Genomic DNA, 23,364 nt, shown 5'->3' on the forward strand with positions numbered 1-23,364 from the left:
TTCCCTATCTACAATTCATGCATCATTTGCTTACTATGGATCGTAAGCAAGTCGTTCGGGGCGGTGACGTTGCAGCCACAATCCACGGTGTTGCTTCGTCACGCAACTGCAAGCTTACTGTCCGGCACGGTCAGTTTAACCCCGCGACCGGTAGCTGACCTCCACGACCGGCGCAGCGAATGACCGCTTTCCGCCCATAGCCGCCGCTCATGAACGATGCAGCTAAGGTCGTCTTGGAGCCCACTCTACTGGATACCGCCGAGCGCACGAACGGCAGCTTTCTTTCTCGGGGACCGTCAGCGTAGCTATTCGGAGCCGCCGAAGGAGGCGATCTCTTTAAATGCCACAGTCGCAGGACCTGGCTGGTGGAGAGCCAGACACAGCGGAAAGTCTGCTCCGGCTTCGGCAATGGGCTGGTAGGTGATCTGATCCGGCCGGAACTGCCTCATACTCTCCGGAACCACCGACACACCTGCACCGACCGCGACAAGGGACAGGACTGCATGCATTCCATGCGCCTCTTGCGTGACTCGCGGTACGAACCCGGCTTCCGTACAAAGGCGGATGACCTGAAGGTGGAAGCCGCGCCCCTCGACCATCGGCCACAGCACGAAATCCTCGTCCGCTATGTCGGCAAGACAAAAATCGTCTTTACTCGCCAGAGGATGGCCTAATGACATCGCGATGCAGAGCCGATCCTGGTCGAAATGGTGAAGCTCGATACCCGTAGGCTCCGCGATCGGGGGGATGACGATGCCTGCGTCGAGCGTGCCGTCCCGAAGCCCGACAATTTGGGCAGCTGTCGTTGCCTCGCGCAGTTCCAGGCGCACGTTCGGTCTTGCCCTTCGGAACGTTCGGATCGTATCGGGCAATCGCCCATAGAGCGCGCTTCCGACATAGCCGAGCCGGATGAGGCCTGTGCGCCCGGCTGCCGTTTCGCGCGTCGTCGCGATCGCATGATCGGCTTGGCGCAGCGTCTCGCGCGCCTCATGCAAGAAGGTCAGTCCGGCTTCGGTCAGGCCAAGAACGCGATTGCCGCCCCGCTCGATCAAGTCGACGCCAAGATCCTCTTCAAGCCTTCGGATCGCCACCGTCAAAGGCGGCTGAGACATTCCGAGACGCTGAGCCGCGCGGTGAAAATGACGCTCCTCGGCCACCGTGACGAACTGCTCCATCTTGCGAAGGTCAATCATCCCGCGCGTCGACAGTGAACCTGTCTTCGATACCTTTATCATATCAAGAGACCACTCAGATAATATTGGCAGTATCATACCGACATCGCCATCTTCCCCGCAACCAAGGAGGCGATGATGAAGGAACCAAATTTCGAAGGGCAAACCGTACTCGTCACCGGTGCGGGTCGCGGCTTGGGCCTGGCCTATGCCCGCGCCGTCGGTCAGCTCGGGGCGACGGTCCTGGTCCATGACGTGGGTGCGGATTCCAAAGGCCAAGGCCAGGACTGCTCGGTTGCTGAAACCGCGACCGCCGCGCTTAGCTCGGAAGGGATCGACGCCCATCCCTTCAGCAGCGCGATCGACACGAAGGACGAATGCCGTGAGCTTGTTCGAGACTGTCTGAGGGTGCGAGGCCAACTGGACGCGGTGATCCATAATGCCGGTTGGGTGGCCTACGAGCAGGTCGAGGACCTGCGGGAGTCGTCCTTCGACCACATGATGACGATCACGGCGAAGGCACCGCTCTGGCTTGCTCAGGCCGCGTGGCCGGGCATGCGTGAGGCCGGCTATGGCCGGATCGTTCTCACCACCTCGTGCCGGGCGCTCTATCCGCAATACGTCCAGAAGGGACTTGCCTCTTACGCGGCGGCCAAGATGGCAGCGGCGGGGATCGTGAACGTCCTCGCGAACGAGGGCTCGGAGCACGGCATCTTCGTCAACGCAGTCTCACCAGTCGCCAAGACCCGCATGTGGGGCGTCGAGGGCGAGCCGGAGGACCTGAAGCCTCAGGCCGTCGCACCGGGCGTTGCGTTCCTTGCGTCCGGCGCCTGCACCGAAGGAGGTTGGGTGCTGCGGGCGGCGAACGGGCAGTTCCACGCAGTCCGCGCCCTCGAGGCGGAGGGTGTTGACTATCCCCGCGATTTGCGCGCGGTCACTGCCGATAGTCCAAGCGCGGTTGCTGCCGCGTGGGACAAGATCGCATTCGCCGCCCCGGAGGCAAGGTGATGAAGGATGTCATTCCCGATATAGCCGTTGCGGTCCGGGCCAGTGCGACCATCGGGGAAAGCCCGCTATGGAGCGCGCGGCGCGAACGTTTTCTATGGATCGACATCATGGGATGCCAGCTCCACACCTACGATCCTGCAACCGGGCGCGACGAAGCCACCGAAACACCTGCCGCCGCTGGCGTGCTGGCGGAAGATCCATCGGGCGAGATCGTCTTGGGGTTGGAAAACGGGCTTGCCCGCCTGGGTCCTGATGGTGAAATCGAGCGTATTGCCCATGCCCCACATGCCGATCCGGCCTTCCGCTTCAACGACGGGAAGTTCGATCCTCAGGGCCGGTTGTGGACCGGCCTCATGAACAAGGAAGGGGAGAAGGGCAGCGGCGTCCTCTATCGGTTCGATCCCGATGGTACATGGCACGTTGCCGATACCGGCTTCGACCTGCCCAACGGGCTGGAATGGAGCCGTGATGGCAGATCTTTCTATTTCACGGACTCGCACAAGGGTGAAATCTACACCTACGATTTCGACCCTGTCTCTGGGCGCGTCGAGAACCGACGACAGTTCTTCGCCATGAACCCAGCGGATGGAAAACCGGACGGTCTCACCATGGATCCCGATGGCTATTTGCTCAGCGTCCTGTTCGATGGTTCAGCGATAGCTCGGATCGCGCCGGACGGTTCGCTCGAACGCACGATCCGTCTGCCGGTGCCGCGCCCGACGAGCTGCGTCTTCAGCGGCGATGGCCGCACGCTATTCGTTACGACGGCCCGGATTGGCCTGTCCGACGCGCAGCTCGACGATGCGCCGTTATCCGGCTCGCTCCTGCAAATGGATTACGATGACGCCCTGAGATGAAAGCCACGCCGCTCGTGTCCGTCGCATAGAACTTCGCTGCTAGTGAAGGGGGCGGACCTTGGACAAGGTGCGGCGAACGGCCGAAAAGTCCCGCTTGTCCGACTCTCGCGCTTGGTGCAGCGAAGGGTCGCTTCCCGCCCGACGCCCCCACTCCCGTCCCGATAGGTGGTATCCTTTGGTGGTCGGCATGACCGAAGAAGGGTGGGCCCGGTGGACTGGAGGTATACTCATGTCCGCCGAATTTCTCCCCGCCCTTCGTCCTGCTCGCGTTGTCTGGAACAAGGGCCGCATTATCGGTCAGAAACGCCCGCTCCTCCCCCGGCACGTCTGGTCCATCCGGGTCCGACTCGAGATGGCGGGCAACCCGCGCGACCTCGCGCTGTTTAACATGGCCGTGGACAGCAAGCTTCGCGGATGTGACCTCGTCGCCCTGCGGGTCCGGGACGTGTTCGCCGCCGGACGGGTCAAGGAACGCGCCTCGATGATTCAGAGCAAGACGGGCAAGCCAGTCCGCTTCGAGATCACCGAAACCACCCGGCTGTCGCTCGAACGTTGGATCCGCGACCCCGAAATGATCGGGCTCGATTTCCTGTGGCCCAGCCGGATCCATGGCAGCCCGCATCTGTCCACGCGACAGTATGCGCGGATCGTCCGGGGTTGGGTGATCTCGTTGGGCCTCGAACCGAGCGCCTACGGCACGCATTCGATGCGGCGCACCAAGGTCGCGCAGATTTACAAGAAGACCGGCAACCTGCGCGCCGTCCAGTTGCTGCTGGGCCACACGAAGATGGACAGCACGGTGCGCTACCTCGGCGTCGACATCGAGGATGCGTTGGCCCTATCGGAGGGGATCGACCTGTAACTACTTCGCCGACCGTCGTTCCATGCGTCGGTCGGCCCATTTCGGACGTCGACGCGACTCTGCGGTAGCCATTGAGCAGCCACTCGGGCTTACTGCAGCAATCTTTTGCTTGCCAGCGACAACGATGCGGCGGTCTCGTCCCCGTTTCACCGGACGAATCGGACGACTGGCTTCAATTCCGAATCAGACCATCGACGGGTACCAATCAGCAATCAGCGGTACCTCAAACTGGAAGTTCCGCTGTCCATCCCGTATTCAGAGCCAGAGGCTGTCTGCAGCAGGGGGCGTGCACCATCCAAGAATCGCGCCCGGAAACACCGTCATGGCGGCGAATTGCCGAGTACAAGCCGTATCTTCGTACCAGTTTGAGGTTGCGGAACGGCGACCTCCAGCTCACCGCCGTGCAATTGCGCGATCTTGCGTGCGCGGGCAAGCCCCAGGCCGACTCCGGACCAGCGACGCGCGAAGCTTGCGTCTCCCGGCAGGAATGGCGTCCCGAGGTTGCGACGCACGATGTCGGGTAGGCCAGGCCCAGTATCGCTAACGTCGACCATGACATGACCGTCATCGGCCCTGTGGGCGGTGATCCGCACCTTTGCCCCTGCGGGGCCAGCCTTGATCGCGTTGTCGACAAGTTCGCTCAAGGCTTCGGCGAGGAGGTCCGGTGCCCCTATGGCAAAGAGGTCATCCGGGCAGTCGATAGCAAATGCCGCACCCTCATTGACCGTGTCCTTGGGCAGCTTCTGCAATGCCGCAGCAATCAGGTCGACGAGAGCTAACCGACACGACTTGGCCTGTGCCTGCCGTCGGTCGGCGTCAACATAGGTCAGAATTCGGTCGATGATCGCGCAGAGACGCTCTGCGCCATCGCGGATCAGACCCGCCGATTCGCGAACGTCTTCGGGGCGGAGATCTGTCGAGGTCAGCAGGATGTCGGCAAGTCCGACAATCGGAAAGAGTGGCGTCTTCAGTTCGTGGCTGATGACCGCCAGCAAGTCCCGGCGGGCCGCACCCGCGCTTTCAGCCAGAGCGCGGTTCATGTCTTCGGCATCGCGGAGGGCTGCGGCCAGACGCAGTCTCATGGCTTCTCCCACAGCCACACGCTGCTCAAGCTCGTCCAGCATGGATTGATGCTGGCGGCGGCGTCCAGCGGCCTGATCGGCGGCAGCGACCAGTTTCACCAAATCAGCGCGAAGTCGTGGCTCAATCGGGTTGCAGACAAGGTGGTCCGGACCGTCCATCATCGAAGCGCCGTTGGGTGCGTCCATGAGGTAGACACACTCTATCGCCCTTCGCTCGGGGCGGGATTCCGCTAGTGCCCTGGAGGGGTCGAATCCGTTTTCGTCCGTCAGGTGGCAAGGGAAAACCGCGACCGTTATCGATGGATCGGAAAGCAGCACCGCCTGAGCCTCGGTGACGGAGGCTGCGGTGACTGTCGTCCAGCCGGCGTTTGCCAACTGCAATGCGACTGTTTCGCTCACCAGCCTGTCGTCCACGACGATCATCGCCGTGCGTGAAGGCGCAGAGTCTTGGCAGACAGCTGTCGCAGAATCAGGGTCGTCGCGGCGGATCTTCATGGCGGGCACTCCGCTGAAGGAGAATGAACCTGCGACCGGGACGAGGAACGGGAGCGGCAATTCTTTTGGTCGACGGATGGCGAGCGGTCGCAATGGGCGCGACGGAGCCCGTGACGCCTACCTACGAGCGAGCCTTCCGCGGACGGCGCGTTGCCGTCTGTGACCCGGGCGATTGCGATACCGTCGGGGAACGCCTCGACCCGATCCCGGAGAATCGACGCGGGCACAGATCGCCCGCGCGTATCGGCTTCTATGCCGACCTGCGACCGCCTGCGCATTGTGGGATCGGTTCGGAGGTGGTCAGGGAGAATATCCATGTCCCGACTCTTCGCGCAGTCCTGCCACAGCGGCAAGGAGCGGCCACTGCGCTTTCAGGACAACTGTCAGACGGCTTCGGACAAAGTGGGTCTCGCTCCGGTCCCGGAGGTCTGGAAGCGTTCCCGGTAGTGGGACGGGATCGCGCCGATATGCGACAGGAAGGCCCGGCGCATCGCCCGCGGCGATCCGAAGCCGCTTTTGGCCGCGATCGCGTCCATCGAGAGTCGACCGCTTTCGAGCAGAAAGCGCGCGACATCGATCCGGGTGAGGTCGACATACTTGGAAGGCGAGACCCCGACCTCCTTGGTGAAGACCCGCGTGAAGTTGCGCGGGCTCATTGCGGCAATCCTGGCCAGGGCAGTGACGGACAGATCGGCAGTGGGATGGTTGAGGATGTACCTCTGGACGTCGTACAACCGGCTGTGTTCGACGGATTGCGCCGCCAGATGCACGCTGAACTGCGACTGGTCACCGGGCCGTTTCAAGAACACGACCAAACGCCGGGCGACATAAAGCGCGACATCGCGACCCAGATCCTCCTCGACAAGCGATAGGCCGAGGTCGATCGCGGCACTCGATCCGGCAGAGGTGATCAGGGCACCATCGCGGACGAATACACGGTCGCCGTCCACCTTCGCATCCGGGAACCTTTCGGCCAGCAGGGGCGCATACTGCCAGTGCGTCGCCACCTTACGGCCAGCCAGCAGTCCGGCGTCACCAAGCAGAAAGGCCCCTGTGCATACGGAGCCATGCCGCCGCGCCTTGGGCGCGATCCGGGCCAGCCAATCGATGACTCTCCTGCCGGGGGCCGTCGGAACGCCGACGCTCCCCGCAACAAGTAGCGTATCGGGGGCCTTCGGGACGTCGAGGTAGGTGGCGTCCGGGAGGACCCTCAGACCCGAGGCGCAGCGGATCGGCCGGTCTTCCTCTGCGGCAACCGTGACATCGTAGATTGTGTCGGCGGCACGCGCATTCGCTTCGGCGAACACGTCCGTGAGCCCGGCCAGCTCAAGCGAGTGAACGTTCGAAGGAGCGAAGATGACGACCTTCACCTGGGTAGCTCCTCATCGGGCAGCACGAGCGCCCATCTAGAGGGGCAGACAAAAGTGGGTCGTCCGCCACCTGTCGCAAGGCAAAGAAACGCAGCCAAGTCTTAGCGTAGTCCAATTTCGGCCTTTGGGAAAGGCATCACCTCACGGGGACGGTGGATGCCATCCCGGACTTGAAGCGGTCATTGAGGCTTACTGCAGCGACCGTCCGCTGTCCGCCCTTTGCACTATCTGCCCCCAAGGTCTCCGCCCCCTAACCAAGTCCCCGGTGTCTCCTCCCTCAACTTATGGCAATCGCGCCTGCCTCCTTGGCGTCAACCGAGCACACTTCACCACCCCATGTCCTTGTTAAGTTTAGGCTTTCCTTAGAGTTAAGCGGGGCCTGACCACCGGGGTGCGAATTACCCGCGGAGGGGGTTTGCCTGGGAAGGACCCGCTCGCATTGGCAGGTCGATGCGGGCTTCGCCCTCGATTGTGTAGCGCAGGTGGCGGAGCCTGGTCTGCATCTTGACCAGCTCGCCCGCCCCTTTCACGGTCATGTCGTCCTGGTAGGTCATGACCAGCGCGATCAGCTCGCGGTCCAGGTCTCGCACCCGCTCGCACAGCGCGACCGCGCGGCCCTGATCCGGGTTCTTCCTCATCATTCCCATGGTCTTTCCTTTCACAGCTCCCGGGGTGTAACGGATGTAACGGATACTTCGGTAACTCTGCCGCGCGTGCACGCGTGCGCGCGTGAGGAAGTTACAAATCGATCCGTTACATCCGTTACAGCCCCTTGTTTCATTGACCTTCCAGCCCCAGCCGATGGAGCATCACCCCGCGCCAAATGCGCGTCACCTTGCCCTGAACTCGCGCTAGGTCTGCTCCGAACCCCTTCGCCTTCAACAGCTCCGCGAAGGCCTTTGAGCTGCCCGGCGCGGCGTTGCGGGCTTCGGCGAAGGTCTTCCAGCTCTGGAACAGCTCCAGCGCCACGTCCCAGCAATGCGGGTCCCGGCTGTCCACCCGGCAGCATTCCGAGATCCATTGCCCGAAGGTGTCCTGCTCCCCGAAATACTCGTCGGTCTCGGCCGCGATCACCTGCGGGCGCGACAGGCCTTCGCTCTGCCATTCCAGGCAGCCGAGGATCATCCAGTGCAGGATGCCCGGCCATTCCGGCCTCAGCCGCTCGAACAGGTCCGGATCGGGGCGGTCGGGCTTGTGGGTGAAGGGGATGATGTTCATCCGCCGCCGCATCGCCTCGTTGACATTGCCCAGCTCGGGCTTGTGGTTGCCGACCACCCAGAGCTTGAACTTGGGGTGATACTCGAACTCGTCCTGCCGCATGAAGCGGGCGCGCACCTTGTCGCCGCCGGTCATCTGGGTCAGCCGCTGCTGGTTCCAGCCCACCCCCTGGGCGACCTCGGAGACGGCCACCACGCGCGCGCCCCGCATCGCCGCGAGGTCCGTCGAATGCCGCTCGAAGGAGGAGGCGGCGAAGGTGTCCATGCTGGCGGTCTGGGCGTACTCGCCCAGGATGCCCACCAGGGTGTTCAGCAACAGCGATTTGCCGTTCCCGCCGCCGCCGTGGAAGAACACCATCTGATGTTCCTTGACCGATCCGGTCAGCGAATACCCCGCGAAGACCTGCAGGAAGCGCTCCAGCGCGTCGTCCTCCCCGGTCGCCCGGCGCAGGAACTCGCGCCAGATCGGGATCGGCAGCGTCGGGTCGGGCGCCACGGCCGCCAGCCGGGTGAGCATGTCCTCGGGGCGCGGCGCCTGGTGACGCCCGCTGCGCAGATCCACGGTCACGCCCGGGCAGCCCAGGAGCATGTCGTCCGGGTCCCAGACCTCATGCGTGACGGCATGGGTCGGATCGGCGCGGCACATGGCCTCGACCCCGGACAGGAAGCTGCGCCGGCGCACCCGTTCCAGCACCTTGGGCGCCTCGCCGTCGCTGGCCTCGCGGGCCAGCTCGCGGCACCAATGCGCCGCCGTCTGCCGCTTGTCCCAGCGCCAGCGCCGGGCCTCGGCATCCCAGATCGCCCATGTGCCCAGCTCGTGGTCATAGCGCGCGCTCTGGCCATGCGCGGCGGTGAAGAGGAGCGCCACCGCGTCTTCGGTCAGCACGCCCCCGGAGGGCGCCGCCGGGGCGGCAGGCTTGCGCTGTCCTTTGGGGGCACCGCCGCGCGGGGGCTTCGGCCTCCCCGGGCGCCCTGTGGCCCCCTTGGGCGCGCTGACTTCGGCCGTCGCGTCCCCGGTGTTGCCCGGTGCCGCGCGCGCCTTGCCGCCGCCGCCCTCGATCACCGTCAGGCCGGAGGCCCGGTCTAGCGGATCGTCAGTCATGGTTCCTCCGGATCACCAGGCCCTCGGGGTCGATCCGCTGCACGAACCGCAGCCGCTCCGCGTCGGAGAAGCTTTCCCAGAGGGACACGAAGAGTTTCTTGCGCGTGGTCGGCGCCAGGGCCGTGCCGCGCAATCGGTCGAGCGCGGCCATGCCATAGGCGACCAGCTCGTGCGGCGGGGCGATGTCGGCCCACCAGCGGGCATCCCCGACCGACAGCCGGTCCTGGGCGGCCAGCGCCGGGCCGCCGGTCTCCCGTTCGGCCAGGAAGGCGGCGCAGATCGCCGCCGCATCCCGGGCGTGGCATTGGCCCAGGGCGTAGCAGAGCGCCTCGGCCCAGGCCCGGCGCAGATCCGCCTTGTCGGCGATGCCGCCTGCCCGGCTATGGAAGTCCTGTGCCACAATCGGCCCCTCGAGGATGCAAAGGACCGCCCCGGCGCGGTGCCGGGTCGATCAGTGTCGTCAGAATGGGTGTGTCCCGGTCCGGGACCTGTCCGGGACCGGCCCGGCGCGCTGGGGGCCTCAGGCCCCCGTCACGCCGGGCCGGTCAGCGGCGCGCTAGGCGGGATCGTCGAAGGTCGGCGGCGCCTTGAGCGCCAGATTGGCGGCCAGCTCGGCGCCCTTGCGCATGTCGGCGCTGCTCGGCCAGGAGCCATGCGGGGCAAAGCCGTCCACGCTCGCGGCACTCACCACCTGCGACCCGTCAATCGGCCAGGCGTAATAGGTCGCCGGGGCGAAGGGCGCGACAAGCGAGTTCATGATCCGCACGACCGGCCGCCGGTGCTTGGTGCCGGTGCAATCGTTGAAGCCGCGCGCCAGCCCCTCGGGACCCTGGAGCGGCGCCCTGCCCTCGGGCAGATCGCGGTTCACGGCGACCACCTGCTCGGTCGCGCTGCGGATCTTCTCGATCAGCGCCATGAGCTGGCGCGACAGCTCGGGATACTCGGCGGTGATCTGGTCGGCCACCGCCTGCGAGCCGCGGGCAGCGGCCTCATAGGCCGCCACCCGGTCGGCCTCTTCCTCGGCGGCTTCCAGCGCGGCGACCTCGGCGCGCAGGGCCGCCGAGGCGGCGATCAGGCGCTCGGCCTGGAACTCGGCATCGGCGCGGGCGCGGCGCAGCTCGGCCACGTCCTTGCTGGTCAGGCACGGGTCGAGCGCCGCGCTGCGGGCGCGCTCGGCCTCCTCGGTCGCCCGGTCGGCGGCGGCATCGACCTCGTCCGACAGGGAGGCCATGCTGGACGCCGTCCGCCTGGGATCGGACAGCAGGGCCGCCACCTTGTCGGAGAGCGTGGCATGCGCCACGAGGGGCGTTTGTTTCTTCTGAACTGCAGACATGTTCCGGGCCTTCACTTCTGGGGATGACGGATGAGGCGTTGCTGGACCGCCTTGAGTTCGGGCGGCAGGGCATCGGGCGCGCGCGCTTCCTTTCGTGCCCTGGCCGTGGCGCGTTTGCGGGCGGCCATCAGATGCAGGCCCGCCTCCTCGGCGGTGGTATCGGTGAAACAGGCCAGCCTGGCGGCCTCGGCCACCGTCAGCGGGCAGGCCTGGGCGAGGATCGCCGCGACCCGGCGCCGCTCGGCCAGGACCACCTTGCGGGCCTCCTTCCTGTCCGGCTGTTTCTTGCCGGGCGGCTCCTTCGCGGCGCCGGTCGACGCCTGGTTGAACGTGAATTTCCTGGGGCTCATTCCAATGCCTCCTGTGGCTGTCTTTCCTTTATGGCGATGCTTGGTGGGCAAAAGAATCCGGGGACCCTTTTATTGTCCACCAAACCCCGAAAATAATTGGATTCCGGGGCGTTATTCCTCGAAATTACTGGTCATGAGTTTCTGAATCGCGCGCTTTCTGGCCTTTGCGGCCTCGGCATTGCGGAGCAGGAATTGCCATTCCCATTCCGCCTGGATGCGGGATTTGCGGGTGGCGAGCCGGATCGTGGAATAGCCAAGCGCGCTGCGGGTGCGCCCGTCGATGACATGGCCCTTCAAGGCATCCGCCACCGCGTCACAGGCGCTTTGCCTCGGCGCATCCGCCGCCCTGGCGCCATCGCGCCGATAGAGGCTGAGGCCATAGACCTCGCGCACCGCGATGGCGCAGAGCGCGAGCGTCCGGTCGCGATCCTCAAGCGCCAGGCGGTTCTTCCTCGGCCGCCCCGGCCGCTCGGGCGCGGGCAGCGCGGAGAGGAGCGCCTGGCGATCCCCGGCCGACAGCGCCTGCCCCGCCGCCAGCTTCGCCCGCACCCGCGCCAGCTCCTGGGCATCCCGCCCCGCCCCCTCCTCAAAGGCGCAGGACGGCGGCTCCTCAAGCCAGGACAGTCGCCTGCGCCCATAGATCGAGGCGTCGAGCGACAGCATGAAGTCCATCAGGTCGTTGACCAGCGATGACCAGGCGTCAGGGGAAAGCGGCGCCGCCCGTCGGGATGACCGCCTGGGTATCCGGTCAGGCTGCATGGCGAGGCGTTTCCGTGAGAGGCGCTTGGCAGATCGTGCGAGGCGAAAGGCTGATGGTGCGAGAGCGCTCGCCGCATCTCGCGCGCATGACAAAGCCCTCCGGTCCCTCTGTGGAGGAACCGAGAGCACTGTCGCGGAATTCGGGGGAGAGACGACCCTGAGCGATTGCCGACACGGCCACCGCTTCCTCGGGCTGGCATTCACAGCATGCGACGATCAAGGCACCTGCTGCCTCGAATCGCTTCCAACATGCCTCTGCCTTGACGACCGGCCCTTCGGCCTCGGCCCCCGTTTCGCCTACCAGCGCACCGGGGATTTCCGTTTCCAAACCAACGCAAAAAGCCGCAATCTGTGCGGCTGCACAGTTTGCGGTTAGCCCCGGAGGGGCAAACTTGCTACTAACTTGTTGGAAATACTGGTCGGAGTGAGAGGATTCGAACCTCCGGCCCCTGCCTCCCGAAGACAGTGCTCTACCAGACTGAGCTACACTCCGACCGTGGGGCGGGGATTAACCCGGCGCGGCGGGGTTTGCAAGGGCAGATCGCGCGCCAAAAGCAGGTCAGCGCAAAGGATTTTCCGCCTCGGCGATGGCCTCGGCCATGGCGTCGGCCAAGGCCTCGCCGCGGTCCTCGTCCGGCATGACCGGACGGGGTGCCGCAACCGATTCGTTGCGCAGGCGGGTGCTCTGCACCGGGCGGTTGGCCGAGACGTCGCGCCGCGATTCCCGGAACACGATATAGAGGCCCGAGGCGATGATCAGCGCGGCCCCGGCCACCGTCCAGCGGTCAGGCGATTCCCCGAAGAGGAGCGCGCCGTAGAGCGTGGCCCAGACGATCTGCGAATATTGCATCGGCGCGACCAGCGCGGCCTCGGCCCGGCGATAGGCGCCGATCGAGAGGTTCATCGCCCCGAAGGCCAAGAGCGCGATCAGCGCCACGATGCCCAGATGCGGCAGTTCCATCGGCACATAGACCAGCGGCAGGGTCGCGGCCATGATGACCACATTGGCCAGCATCGGATAGAGCAGCAGCACCGCCGGGCGCTCGTCCCGGCCGATCTTGCGCACGATCACCCCGTTCATCGCCGCGGTCATCGCCGAGGCCAGCGCCGCCAGATGGCCGAGGCCCAGCGCCTCGCCCCCGCCCGGGCGCAGGACCACCAGCACGCCCGCCAGCCCCACCGCGACGGCAAGCCCGCGGTGGATGCCGACCTTCTCGCCCAGCATCGGGATCGCCAGCAGCGTGACCAGCAGCGGCGAGGCGAAGAGGACGGCATAGACCTGGGTCAGCGGCAGCACGGTGAAGGCATAGAACGCCCCCCCGGCCGAGATGACCACGCAGCCGGTCCGCGCCGCCGACCAGCCGGGATGGACCGCGCGAAGCGTCCCGGGCTCGGGGTCGCGGATCAGCATCAGCACCAGCAGCGGGAAGCTCATCAACCCCATGAAGAACATGATCTGAAAGACGCTGTAGCTTTCGCCCAGGATACGGATCAGCACGTCATGGGTGGCGTAGAGCGCGAAACTGCCCAGCGCCATGACGGGGCCGATCGGGCCCGAGGCGGCCCGGATCGGCGCGTCGCTATCGGAATGACTCATGGGCGAGGAACTCAGGGGCCGGGATCGGCAGCGGCGGGAAGTTAGCGGTCACATCGCAACCCTAGGGCCGCGAGAGGGCCGGGGCAAGGGAGGGGGGCCAGCCCCCCTCTTCGTCCCCGCAGGCGGGGCCGAATTCACCCCCCGGGATATTTGTGGCGCAAAGAAGCGAGAGGGCCGGGATGGCAAAAGGGGCCGCGCGGGCCCCTTTTGCGTTGGTCTTTCGTGCGAGGGCTCAGCCGCGCAGCGTGCCGCCGGTGGCCTTGGCGACCTTGTCGACGATCTTGGCCGAGACCGCCTCGATCTCGTCCTCGGTCAGCGTCTTGCCCTGCGGTTGCAGGCGCACGGCGATGGCCAGCGATTTCTTGCCCGGGCCCATCTGCTGGGCGGCCTTCTCGCCGGTGAATTCGTCGAAGACCCGCACCGCCTCGATCAGCGCCTTGTCGGCGCCCTGGGCTGCGTTGACCACGGCCAGCGCCTCGACCGAGGTGTCGAGGACGAAGGCGAAATCGCGCTCGACCGCCTGCAGGTCGTTGAGCGCCAGCGCCGGGCGGGTGGCGGAGGCGTTCTTCGGCATCGGCGCCGCCGCCACCGGCAGGGTGAAGGCCACGGCCGCACCCTTGATGCCATAGGCTTTCAGGATGCGCGGATGCACCTCGCCGAAGGTGGCGAGCGCGTTCTTGCCCAGCGTCAGGCGCCCGGCGCGGCCGGGGTGGAACCAGCCCGCGACATTGCGGTCCGATTGCGTGCGGGAAGGCGCGCCGATGGCGGCCAGCACCGCCTCGGCATCGGCCTTGGCGTCGTAGAGGTCCACCGCCCGGCGGGCATGATGCGGATCGCGCGGGCCATTGGCGCCGATCAGCAGGCCCGTGGCATGGATCGCCTGTTCCCCCGGCTCGCCGCCGTGGAACACCGGCCCCAGCTCGAAGAGCGCCATATCGGCGAAGCCCCGCGCCTGATTGCGGGCCGCGGCCTGCAGGAGGCCGGGCAGCAGGTCGGGGCGCATATGCGTCATCTCGCTGGAGATCGGGTTCTCCAGCTTCAGCGCATCCTCGCCGCCGCCAAAGAGAGTGGCCGAGGCCGCGTCGATGAAGGAATAGGTCACGCATTCATGGTAGCCGAGCGCGGCCAGCGTGCGCCGCATCAGGCGTTCGCGCTTTTGCAGCGGCGTCAGGATCGGCGCCGGCACACCCGATTGCGGGCGGCGCAGGGGCTTGCCCTCGAGCTTGGTCAGCGAGGCGACGCGCGCCACCTCCTCGACCAGATCGGCGTCGCCCAGCACGTCCGGCCGCCAGCTGGGCGGCGTGGCGCGGTCGCCTTCCAGCCGGAAGCCCAAGGATTCAAGGATGCGGCGCTGTTCGGCCTCGGGGATCTCCATCCCCACAAGGCTGGAGCAGCGGGCAGCATTGAAGCGGTAGTCGCGGGTGGTATCGGGCACGGCGCCGTCCACGACCACCTCGGAGGCCTCGCCACCGCAGAGGTCGAGGATCATGCGGGTCGCCAGTTCCAGCCCCGGCAGGGTGAAGTCCGGGTCCACGCCGCGCTCGAACCGGTAGCGCGCATCCGAGTTGATCTTCAGCGCGCGGCCGGTGGTGGCGATGGTGATCGGGTCCCAATAGGCCGATTCCAGGAAGACATCCGTGGTCGCCTCGGTGCAGCCCGAATGCTCGCCGCCCATGATCCCGGCGATGCTTTCCACGCCTTTGGCGTCGGAAATCGCCATCATGCCCGGCGCCAGCGCATAGGTCTTGCCGTCGAGCGCGAGGATCTCCTCGCCGCCCGCGGCCGGATGGATGCGGAGCGCCCCGCCCTCGACCTTGGCCAGATCGAAGACATGCAGCGGGCGGTTATGGGCGAAGGTGAAGAAGTTCGTCACGTCGACCAGCGCCGAGATCGGCCGCAGGCCGATGGCCTTCAGCCGCTGTTGCAGCCATTTCGGCGAGGGGCCGTTCTTCACGCCGCGGATCACGCGCCCGGCGAACAGCGGGCAGCCCTTGTCCTTCAACGCCGGGTCGATGCGGACCGAGACCGGGCTGGGGAACGCCCCCGCCACCGGCTGCACGTCGAGCGGCTTCAGCGTGCCGAGGCCGCGCGCCGCCAGATCCCGGGCGATGCCGCGCACGCCCAGCGCATCGGGGCGGTTCGGGGTGATCTTGATGTAGATCATCGGGTCGTTGAGACCCGCATAGTCGATATAGCGCAGGCCCAGCGGCGTGTCGGCGGGCAGGTCGATGATGCCGTCATGATCGTCCGACAGCTCCAGCTCGCGTTCCGAACACATCATCCCGTTCGACGCCTGCCCCCGGATCACGCCCGGTTTCAGATCGACCCCGGTGCCGGGAATATGCGTGCCCACCGGCGCGAAGACGCCGACCAGACCGGTGCGGGCATTGGGCGCGCCGCAGACCACCTGCACCTCCTGCGAGCTGCCGCCGGGGCCGTCCAGAACCTCGACCCGGCACAGGTTCAGCTTGTCGGCATCGGGGTGCTTCACCGCCTCGATGATCCGGGCGATGCGAAAGGCGCCCAGCGTGGTGGCGGGGTCCGCCACCTCCTCGACCTCGAGGCCCAGATCGGTCAATGCCTCGACGATCGCGTCGAGCGTGGCCGTGGTTTCCAGGTGCTCCTTGAGCCAGGACAGGGTGAATTTCATCGCCGGACCTTCGCGGTTGGTTTCGGCGCCCTGTTAGCCGATTGCCGCGGCCAAGGAAAGCCACCCGGCCCCGCCCGGCCTGACCGTGTGGCCCGGCGCGCTGAAATGAATTGGCAGGGGCGCCCCGACGCGGCACGATGGCGCCTCAGTCCTGTCGGAGGTTCCCGTGAAGCATCCCGCCGTCCCGGTCATCGTCGCCGCACTCTGGATCATGACAAGCGAATTCATCCGCAACGAATTCCTGTTCAAGGCCTATTGGCAGCGCCATTACGAGGGGATGGGGCTGGCCTTCCCCGACGCTGCGCTGAACGGCGCCGCCTGGGGGCTGTGGTCGCTGTGTCTGGCGGCGCTGCTCTGGCTTCTGCTCCGGCGCTTTTCGCTCATCGAAGGGGTCGGCGTCGCCTGGTTCGCGGGCTTCGTGATGATGTGGGTGGTGACCGGCAATCTGGGCGTCCTGCCCTTCGCGCTGCTGCTCTATGCCGTGCCGCTCAGCCTGCTGGAGGTGCTGGTGGCCGCCCTGATCCTGCACTACTGGCCGCGCGAGCGGCGCGTTTGAACCGGCGGGCGCTGGCCGCGGACCCATGGCTGGTCCCTCAACCCCGGAGCCCCCGATGCTGCGCCTGACCCTCGCCCTCGCCCTCGTTGCCAGCCCCGCGCTGGCCAGCAACGAACGCGCCTTCGCGCCGAACCCCGACGGGACGACCTCGTTCATCATGCCCTCGGGCAATGTCGGCTGCACCTACATCCCGGCCGGTGGCACGCCAGTCTACCAGACGATGACCGGCATGGCGGAACTGCATTGCACCATCGTCGAGCCGGTCTACACCACCGTCGTCCTCGAGGCGCATCTGGGCGCGCCGCAGCCGATCCGGGGCGGCGAGGCGCCGGGACTGCCGATGGCGGGCGCCCTGCCCTATGGCAGCTTCTGGCAGGCCGGGCCCTTCACCTGCCTTTCGTCGCGCAACGGCCTGACCTGCACCAATGCCTCGGGCGCGGGGCTCAGAATGGCAAGGGCCGGGGTCGTCACCTGGTGACGCCCCGGCCCCTTTGGCCAAAAGACAGAGATCAGCGGCGCGGATCGTCGCTGTCTTCGTCGTCGTCCTCGTCGTCCGCGTCGGGCAGGTTGAAGAAGCTGTCGGCGTTCGAGTAATCGACCGGCTTCTTGTGCTCGTTCTCGTCCGAGCCGCCCAGGGTGAAGTTCTCCAGCCCGGCGATGCCGCGCGGCAGACGGGGTTCGGGCGCCATTTCCAGCGATTGCTCGGTCGAGACCAGCTTGCGACGCTCGTCGTCGGTCATCACCGAGCCCTCGGCTTCGCGCTTCTTGGCGGCCTTCTGCACTTCCATGTCCAGTTCCGACTGGCGGCACAGACCCAGCGCGACCGGGTCGATCGGGGTGATGTTCTGGATGTTCCAGTGGGTCCGCTCGCGGATCGCCTGGATCGAGGGGTTGGTGGTGCCGACCAGCTTGCGGATCTGGGCATCGGCCAGTTCCGGGTGGAACTTGACCAGCCACAGGATCGCCGCCGGACGGTCCTGACGCTTGGACAGCGGCGTGTAGCGCGGGCCACGGCGCTTTTCCTCGCCGACCGCGGCGGGGTTGTACTTCAGCTTGAGGGTGTAGCGCGGATCGGCTTCGCCCTTCTTGATCTCGGTCTCTTCAAGCTGGTTATGGGCGATGGGGTCGAAACCCTTCACACCCGTGGCCACATCGCCATCGGCGATGCCCTGCACTTCCAGCTCGTGCAGACCGCAGAAATCCGCCACCTGTTTGAAGGTCAGGGTGGTGTTGTCGACCAGCCAGACGGCAGTCGCCTTGGCCATCAGGGGTTTTGCCATCGTAATCGTCCTTCAACCTGCGAGAACCGCAAACCGCGGCACTCGCCGGTGGGACCGGCCGCGGCCGCGGGCCACGCATCCTCGATTTCGGGGAATGGAGCGTATATAAGCGCGCCGTCGATCCGAGGAAAGAGAAAATGCACCGTCTGACCGCCGCCTTTGTTGCCCTGCTGCCGATTTTCGCCGCGGGGGCCGCGCCCGCGCAGGACCGCGCCGGAGACTTCGATTCCTACCTGCTGGCGCTCAGCTGGATCCCGGCCTATTGCGCCACCGACGGCGACGAGCGCGACGATCCGCGCTGCCAGGACGGGCGGCGGGTCGGCTGGGCGGTGCACGGGCTCTGGCCGCAGCACGATGACGGCACCTGGCCCGAGTATTGCCACACCAATCAGCGCTCGCCCTCCCGGCAGGAGACGGCGGCGCAGGCCGGGCTCTTCGGCACCTCGGGCTCGGCCTGGCACCAGTGGAACAAGCATGGGCGCTGCACCGGGCTCTCGGCCGCCAATTACTACCGGCTGGTGCAGGCGGCGCTGGACCGGATCGCCCTGTCCGAGGTGTTCGAGGGCATCGACCGGGAACTGCGCGTCGATCCCGATGTGGTCGAGGCGGCCTTCATCGAGGCCAATCCCGCGCTGGATCGCGACATGATGGTGACCTCCTGCCCCGGCGGCGATCTGGTGGAGCTGCGCGTCTGCCTGACCCGCGACCTGGAGCCCGAGGTTTGCGCCCCCGCCCTGACCCGCCGCGAATGCCGCCGCGACGCGGCCACCCTGCTGCCGCTGCGCTGATGCGGGATTTCTGCGTCATCGGCGGGGGGATCGTCGGGTTGGCAACGGCACGCGCGCTGCTGGCGCGCCATCCCGGCGCCAGTCTGGTGCTCTTGGAAAAGGAGGACGGCCTCGGCCGCCACCAGACCGGGCATAATTCCGGCGTGATCCATTCCGGCATCTATTACGCGCCGGGCAGCCTGAAGGCGCGTCTTTGCCGCGAGGGCGCGGCGCGGACCAAGGCCTTCTGCCGCGATCACGGCATCCCTTATGAGGACCGCGGCAAGCTGATCGTCGCGACCCGGCCGGATGAAATCCCCCGGCTGGACGCGCTGCACGCAAGGGCTGGCGAGAACGGCATCCGGGCCGCGTTGACCGACGCAGGCGAGATCCGCGCCCGCGAACCCGCCATCACCGGGTTGAAAGCGATCTTCGTGCCCGAGGCCGCCATTGTCGATTACAAGCGCGTCCTTGCCGCGCTGGCCGACGAGATCACCGCGAAGGGCGCCGAGATCCGCTTCGCCACCGCCCCCAGTGCGATCCGCGAGACGGACAGCCAAGTCGAGGTCACGACCGGGGCCGAGACCCTGAAAGCCCGCCGCCTGATCGCCTGCGCCGGGCTGCAATCGGACCGTCTGGCGCGGATGGCGGGCCTGCCGATCCGTCATCGCATCGTGCCCTTCCGCGGCGAATACTGGCGGCTCCGGCCCGAACGCTCGGGCGTCGCTCGGGCGATGATCTATCCGGTGCCTGAACCGGGGCTCCCTTTCCTCGGCGTGCATCTGACGCCGATGATCGACGGCTCGATGACCGTGGGCCCCAACGCCATGCTGGGCCTTTCGCGCGAAGGCTATCCGAAATTCTCGATGAATGCCCGGGACATGCTGGACATGGCGGGATTCCCGGGCTTCTGGCGCTCCTTGGCGAAGAACATCCGCCCGGGGCTTGATGAGGTCGGCAATTCCCTCTTCAAACGCCGCTATCTGGCCGCCTGCCAGCGCTATTGCCCCTCGCTGACGCTGGAAGACATGCAGCCGATGGAGCCGGGCATAAGGGCGCAGGCGGTGGGGCCGGACGGGTCGATGGTGCAGGATTTCCTGATCGAGGGCACGGCGCGGATGCTGCATGTGCTCAACGCCCCCTCGCCCGCCGCCACCTCGGCCTTGCCGATCGGCGAGATGATCGCCGACCGCCTGCCCGGCTGATTTTCCCCTTTTGTTCTTCCCTCCCGCGCCCCGACGCGCTATCCTTCGCGCAGCCTTGGGGGCGGGGCATGAGCGACGAGAGCGAAGCACAAAGGCCGCAGCGCAAGATCATCCATGTCGATATGGATGCCTTCTATGCCTCGGTCGAACAGCGCGACAATCCCGAGCTGCGGGGCAAGCCCGTGGTGGTCGGCGGCGCCGGGCCGCGCGGCGTGGTGGCCGCCGCCAGCTACGAGGCGCGGGAATTCGGCGTGCGCTCGGCCATGCCCTCGGTCACCGCCCGGCGCAAATGCCCTGAGCTGATCTTCGTCCGGCCCCGTTTCGAGGTCTATCGCGAAGTCTCAAACCAGATCCGCGAGATCTTTGCCGAACACACCGACCTGATCGAGCCGCTGTCCCTGGACGAGGCCTATCTCGACGTGACCGAGAACAAGCAGGGGATCGCCTCGGCCACGGAACTGGCGCGGCAGGTGCGGGCGCGGATCAAGGAAGTGACCGGGCTCAATGCCTCGGCCGGGATTTCCTACTGCAAGTTCCTCGCCAAGATGGCCTCCGACCTCAACAAGCCGAACGGCCAGGCGGTCATCACCCCCAGACGCGGCCCGGGTTTTGTCGAGGCGCTGCCGGTCGCCAAGTTCCACGGCGTCGGCCCCGCGACGGCGGCCAAGATGGGGCGGCTGGGCATCGTCACCGGCGCCGACCTCAAGGCGCAATCGCTCGACTTCCTGCGCGAACATTTCGGCAAATCGGGCGGCTGGTACTATCGCATCAGCCGCGGCATCGACGACCGCGCCGTCCAGCCGCACCGCGAACGTAAATCGGTGGGCGCCGAGGACACGTTCCTGGAGGACATCCACAGCCCCGACCCCGCGCGCGAGGAAGTGGCGAAGCTGGCCGCCCGCGTCTGGCGCCATACCGAGGACAAGGGGCTGAAGGCCCGGACCGTGGTGCTGAAGGTGAAATACGCCGATTTCCAGCAGATCACCCGCTCGCGCACGCTGTCGGTGCCGCTGGCCTCGGCCGCGCAGATGGAGGCCCTGTGCTTCGCCCTCCTCGACCCGCTGTTCCCGACCGCCAAGGGTATCCGCCTGCTGGGCGTGACCCTGTCGACCCTGTCGGGGGACGAGGCCGAGGGCGCCGAAAGGCTCCCCCCCGAAGGCACGCAGCTCTCGCTCTTCTGAACGCCGCCCGCCGCCGCAACGCCGGTGCGCGGGTGCGGGCGGCGCTGACCGTCACAACCCTTGGGCGATCACGGCGTCAGCGGCGCAAGGAGCACGGGAAGCTGCCGGACCCGACGCGAATCAGACGAGTTTCATAAAATGCGAACAATCCCGTCAAACCGCGTCAATCGGCACTCGGTCAAGAAACGCCCCCCAGAACGGCCTGTCGCCGGAACGGGTTCACATCCTTGTGTGGCGGTGGTTCGGAGGCGGCGACAATGACCGGCAGATCTGGCCCCGAAATGGCGGAATTTCGGCAAGAATGGCGCAAAGGTGGCCTGTAGCGGGCGAAAATATGGCCAAATTGGGGCGAAAACCGTTTCCAAAATCGCAACACTTTACTTTTCCCGCTCGGGAGGGCGCCGCAACCTCCTCCGGTCCCGCGCCGCTTTTCCAGTGATTTCTTTTTGTTTTCCAGACCCCTCTGCTATATTGAACCTCGACCCGAAAAGGGGGCCGGACCATGGGGGTGGTCTGGCGAGATGCTGCCAAGGTTAAACCGGGGTAAAGATCGACGCTTGCTCCCGTGGCGACAGCCGCGCGGCGCCCCGTGTCCTCTGCATGCATCGTCCCGGGGGCGGCGTCCGTGCCGTCCCCTCCGGCGCCAGACCACCGATGGTCGGGCGTGATTTGAGACAATGGTCCGCGCAAGGACCCGAGGAGATGCAAGATGCCGCCGAGAAACGACACTCCCCTCACCCCGCCCGCCGCCGACCCCGGTGTCTTCGACGGCACCGACGGCGATGACGTGATCCGCTACGGCGATACCGACGGGGACGGCGATCAGGTCACCGACACCGGCAACGCGATCAACGCGGGCGCCGGCAACGACACGGTCTATGCGGGCTATGGCAACGACACGATCGACGGCGGCGCCGGCAATGACTGGCTGTTCGGCAGCCAGGGCGACGACATGCTCTCGGGCGGCGAGGGCAATGACACGCTCTGGGGCGACGAGGGCAATGACACGCTCCATGGCAACGACGGCGACGACAAGCTGATCGGCGGCGCGGGCGACGACCTGCTGATCGGCGGCGACGGCAATGACCTGCTGATCGGCGACGGCAACCCCGGCGACCACGGCGGCCTCTCGTCCGAGGATCCGGCCGAACCCGGCTTCGGCAACGACACGCTGGTCACCTCGACCGGCAACGACACGGCCTTCGGCGGCTCGGGCGACGACGTGTTCCGCGTCTTCGACGAATTCGGCCATCACGTGATCACCGGCGGCGAGACGGGCGAGACCGAGGGCGACACGCTCGACGCCTCGGCGGTGACCGCCGACCTGACGATGTATTACACCGGCGACGAGAAGGGCACCTTCACCGATTACGGCGCAACGGTGAACTTCTCGGAAATCGAGAAGATGTATCTCGGCACCGGCGACGACCGGGTCGAGGTGATCGACACGACCACCGGCTATGTCCACGGCGGCGACAGCTTCGACACGCTGATCCTGCCCGAGGGCGACGATGCGCCGGAAGTGGTCATCACCAGCGAAGTTCCCTTCCCCGACGTGCCCGGCGCCACCTCGAAGACCGGCTACGTGATGTTCAAGGACGGCTCGCGGCTCGATTTCGAGAGCTTCGAGAAGATCGAGAACAAGTGCATCTGCTTCACCCCCGGCACGCTGATCGACACCACCCGCGGCCGGGTGGCGGTCGAGGAATTGGTGGCCGGCGACCGGGTGCTGACCCGCGACCATGGGTACCAGCCGCTGACCTGGACCGGGCGCCGCGACCTCACGATGGCCGATCTCGCCGGCAGCCCCGAGGTCGGGCCGGTGCGGATCGCCGCCGGATCCCTCGGCCGCGGCCTGCCTGAGCGCGACCTCGTGGTCTCGCCCCGCCACCGGATGCTGGTCACCGGCGCCCGGGCCGAGCTGATGTTCGGCGAGCGCGAGGTGCTGGTCGCGGCGCAGGATCTGCTGGGCCTGCCGGGCGTCAGCCGCGCCGGGCTGGAAGCCGTCAGCTACATTCACGTCATGTGCGAACGCCACGAGATCATCCGCGCCGAAGGCTCCTGGACCGAAAGCTTCCAGCCCGCGGAAGCGGTGGTCGACGCGCTGGAGGACGGCACCCGGGCCGAGCTGCTGGCGCTCTTCCCGGCGCTCGCCACCGAAGCCGGCCGCGCCGGTTTCGCCGCCGCCCGCCCGGTCCTGTCCGGCGCCGAAGCCAAGACCCTCTTCGCCGCCTGACCCCATCGAAGACCCGCCGACAACCAAGGGCCGCCCCTCAAAGGCGGCCCTTCCTCTTTCGGCCCAAGGCGGCGGGAGGCACGCTCCCACCCGCCCACCCCGCGCGCCTCCCGCCGCGGAGAGGTCAGCGCTTGTGGAGGCCCCGGGGGCCGTCTGCCCCCGGACCCCCGAGGATATTTGCAGAACGAAGATGAGGGTCAAGCGCCCTCTGTTTCCTATCTTTGTTCTGAAAATATCCTCGGGTGGATTTTCAAGGAGGGTGGAAAACCCTCCTTGAAGCAGGGG

21 protein-coding genes and 1 tRNA gene are annotated in these 23,364 nt (G+C 66.7%); 9 read left to right on the plus strand and 13 right to left on the minus strand.

The features are described from left to right. Positions 1-305: 305 nt before the first annotated feature. Complete coding sequence (locus tag DDE23_RS20370; RefSeq protein ID WP_107754934.1) at positions 306-1,193, minus strand: LysR family transcriptional regulator; 888 nt, start codon at positions 1,191-1,193, stop codon at positions 306-308. 117 nt (positions 1,194-1,310) lie between these two features. On the opposite strand from DDE23_RS20370, the gene DDE23_RS20375 reads away from it, so the two are divergent. From DDE23_RS20375 to DDE23_RS20385, 3 genes are all read left to right on the plus strand, one after another. Beyond that, positions 1,311-2,180, plus strand: a complete 870-nt coding sequence (locus DDE23_RS20375; protein ID WP_107754952.1) for an SDR family NAD(P)-dependent oxidoreductase — start codon at positions 1,311-1,313, stop codon at positions 2,178-2,180. Further along, complete coding sequence (locus DDE23_RS20380) at positions 2,180-3,037, plus strand: SMP-30/gluconolactonase/LRE family protein (RefSeq protein WP_107754935.1); 858 nt, start codon at positions 2,180-2,182, stop codon at positions 3,035-3,037. Before DDE23_RS20375 ends, DDE23_RS20380 begins: the two co-directional genes overlap by 1 nt. Positions 3,038-3,266: 229 nt before the next feature. Next, a complete protein-coding gene (locus tag DDE23_RS20385) occupies positions 3,267-3,899 on the plus strand; it encodes a tyrosine-type recombinase/integrase (protein ID WP_107754936.1) in 633 nt (210 codons plus the stop codon). 320 nt (positions 3,900-4,219) lie between these two features. Here DDE23_RS20385 and DDE23_RS20390 read toward each other — a convergent pair whose 3' ends face one another. The 11 genes from DDE23_RS20390 to pheT all read right to left on the minus strand — a co-directional run bounded on the left by DDE23_RS20390 (position 4,220) and on the right by pheT (position 15,854). Further along, the gene (locus DDE23_RS20390; RefSeq protein WP_107754937.1) at positions 4,220-5,476 is read right to left on the minus strand and encodes an ATP-binding protein; all 1,257 of its coding nucleotides are present in this window, start codon (positions 5,474-5,476) and stop codon (positions 4,220-4,222) included. A 383-nt stretch (positions 5,477-5,859) separates the two neighbouring features. Further along, positions 5,860-6,846 carry a GlxA family transcriptional regulator gene (locus DDE23_RS20395; RefSeq protein ID WP_107754938.1) on the minus strand — a complete coding sequence of 329 codons (987 nt, stop codon included), beginning with the start codon at positions 6,844-6,846 and terminating at the stop codon, positions 5,860-5,862. A gap of 398 nt (positions 6,847-7,244) precedes the next feature. After that, positions 7,245-7,487, minus strand: coding sequence for a hypothetical protein (locus tag DDE23_RS20400; RefSeq protein ID WP_133239600.1), 243 nt, complete (start codon positions 7,485-7,487; stop codon positions 7,245-7,247). 136 nt (positions 7,488-7,623) lie between these two features. Continuing rightward, positions 7,624-9,165: a phage/plasmid primase, P4 family gene (locus DDE23_RS20405; protein ID WP_107754940.1), complete on the minus strand. Its 1,542-nt coding sequence runs from the start codon at positions 9,163-9,165 to the stop codon at positions 7,624-7,626. Continuing rightward, a complete protein-coding gene (locus DDE23_RS20410) occupies positions 9,158-9,565 on the minus strand; it encodes a hypothetical protein (protein WP_107754941.1) in 408 nt (135 codons plus the stop codon). The genes DDE23_RS20405 and DDE23_RS20410 overlap by 8 nt, the downstream gene beginning before the upstream one ends. Positions 9,566-9,721: 156 nt before the next feature. Next, on the minus strand, positions 9,722-10,498 hold the full coding sequence (locus DDE23_RS20415; protein ID WP_133239601.1) for a hypothetical protein: 777 nt from the start codon (positions 10,496-10,498) through the stop codon (positions 9,722-9,724). Between the two features lie 11 nt (positions 10,499-10,509). Next, positions 10,510-10,848: a hypothetical protein gene (locus DDE23_RS20420; RefSeq protein ID WP_107754943.1), complete on the minus strand. Its 339-nt coding sequence runs from the start codon at positions 10,846-10,848 to the stop codon at positions 10,510-10,512. 111 nt (positions 10,849-10,959) lie between these two features. Continuing rightward, positions 10,960-11,520, minus strand: a complete 561-nt coding sequence (locus tag DDE23_RS20425; RefSeq protein ID WP_116548259.1) for a hypothetical protein — start codon at positions 11,518-11,520, stop codon at positions 10,960-10,962. A gap of 503 nt (positions 11,521-12,023) precedes the next feature. Beyond that, positions 12,024-12,100 (minus strand) — tRNA-Pro (locus tag DDE23_RS20430). Between the two features lie 66 nt (positions 12,101-12,166). Continuing rightward, a complete protein-coding gene (locus tag DDE23_RS20435; RefSeq protein WP_107754945.1) occupies positions 12,167-13,204 on the minus strand; it encodes a DMT family transporter in 1,038 nt (345 codons plus the stop codon). A 232-nt stretch (positions 13,205-13,436) separates the two neighbouring features. Further along, positions 13,437-15,854, minus strand: a complete 2,418-nt coding sequence (gene pheT / locus DDE23_RS20440) for a phenylalanine--tRNA ligase subunit beta (RefSeq protein WP_107754946.1) — start codon at positions 15,852-15,854, stop codon at positions 13,437-13,439. Positions 15,855-16,020: 166 nt separating this feature from the next. Here pheT and DDE23_RS20445 point away from each other — a divergent pair, with 166 nt between their 5' ends. Further along, complete coding sequence (locus tag DDE23_RS20445; RefSeq protein WP_202863301.1) at positions 16,021-16,410, plus strand: hypothetical protein; 390 nt, start codon at positions 16,021-16,023, stop codon at positions 16,408-16,410. Between the two features lie 55 nt (positions 16,411-16,465). Beyond that, a complete protein-coding gene (locus tag DDE23_RS20450) occupies positions 16,466-16,888 on the plus strand; it encodes a hypothetical protein (RefSeq protein ID WP_107754948.1) in 423 nt (140 codons plus the stop codon). 31 nt (positions 16,889-16,919) lie between these two features. On the opposite strand, the gene DDE23_RS20455 is transcribed toward DDE23_RS20450, so the two are convergent. Beyond that, complete coding sequence (locus DDE23_RS20455) at positions 16,920-17,690, minus strand: DUF1013 domain-containing protein (RefSeq protein ID WP_107754949.1); 771 nt, start codon at positions 17,688-17,690, stop codon at positions 16,920-16,922. A 137-nt stretch (positions 17,691-17,827) separates the two neighbouring features. Here DDE23_RS20455 and DDE23_RS20460 point away from each other — a divergent pair, with 137 nt between their 5' ends. The 4 genes from DDE23_RS20460 to DDE23_RS20475 all read left to right on the plus strand — a co-directional run bounded on the left by DDE23_RS20460 (position 17,828) and on the right by DDE23_RS20475 (position 23,079). Next, positions 17,828-18,478 carry a ribonuclease T2 family protein gene (locus tag DDE23_RS20460; protein ID WP_107754950.1) on the plus strand — a complete coding sequence of 217 codons (651 nt, stop codon included), beginning with the start codon at positions 17,828-17,830 and terminating at the stop codon, positions 18,476-18,478. Then, on the plus strand, positions 18,439-19,662 hold the full coding sequence (gene lhgO, locus DDE23_RS20465) for an L-2-hydroxyglutarate oxidase (RefSeq protein ID WP_238150071.1): 1,224 nt from the start codon (positions 18,439-18,441) through the stop codon (positions 19,660-19,662). The genes DDE23_RS20460 and lhgO overlap by 40 nt, the downstream gene beginning before the upstream one ends. A 68-nt stretch (positions 19,663-19,730) precedes the next feature. Further along, on the plus strand, positions 19,731-20,843 hold the full coding sequence (gene dinB / locus DDE23_RS20470) for a DNA polymerase IV (protein ID WP_107754951.1): 1,113 nt from the start codon (positions 19,731-19,733) through the stop codon (positions 20,841-20,843). 709 nt (positions 20,844-21,552) lie between these two features. After that, entirely contained in the window at positions 21,553-23,079 is a 1,527-nt protein-coding gene (locus DDE23_RS20475; RefSeq protein ID WP_116548260.1) for a Hint domain-containing protein, read from the plus strand. Positions 23,080-23,364 lie beyond the last annotated feature (285 nt).

This window comes from Pararhodobacter aggregans (genome assembly GCF_003075525.1).
Classification (GTDB): Bacteria; Pseudomonadota; Alphaproteobacteria; order Rhodobacterales; family Rhodobacteraceae; genus Pararhodobacter; species Pararhodobacter aggregans.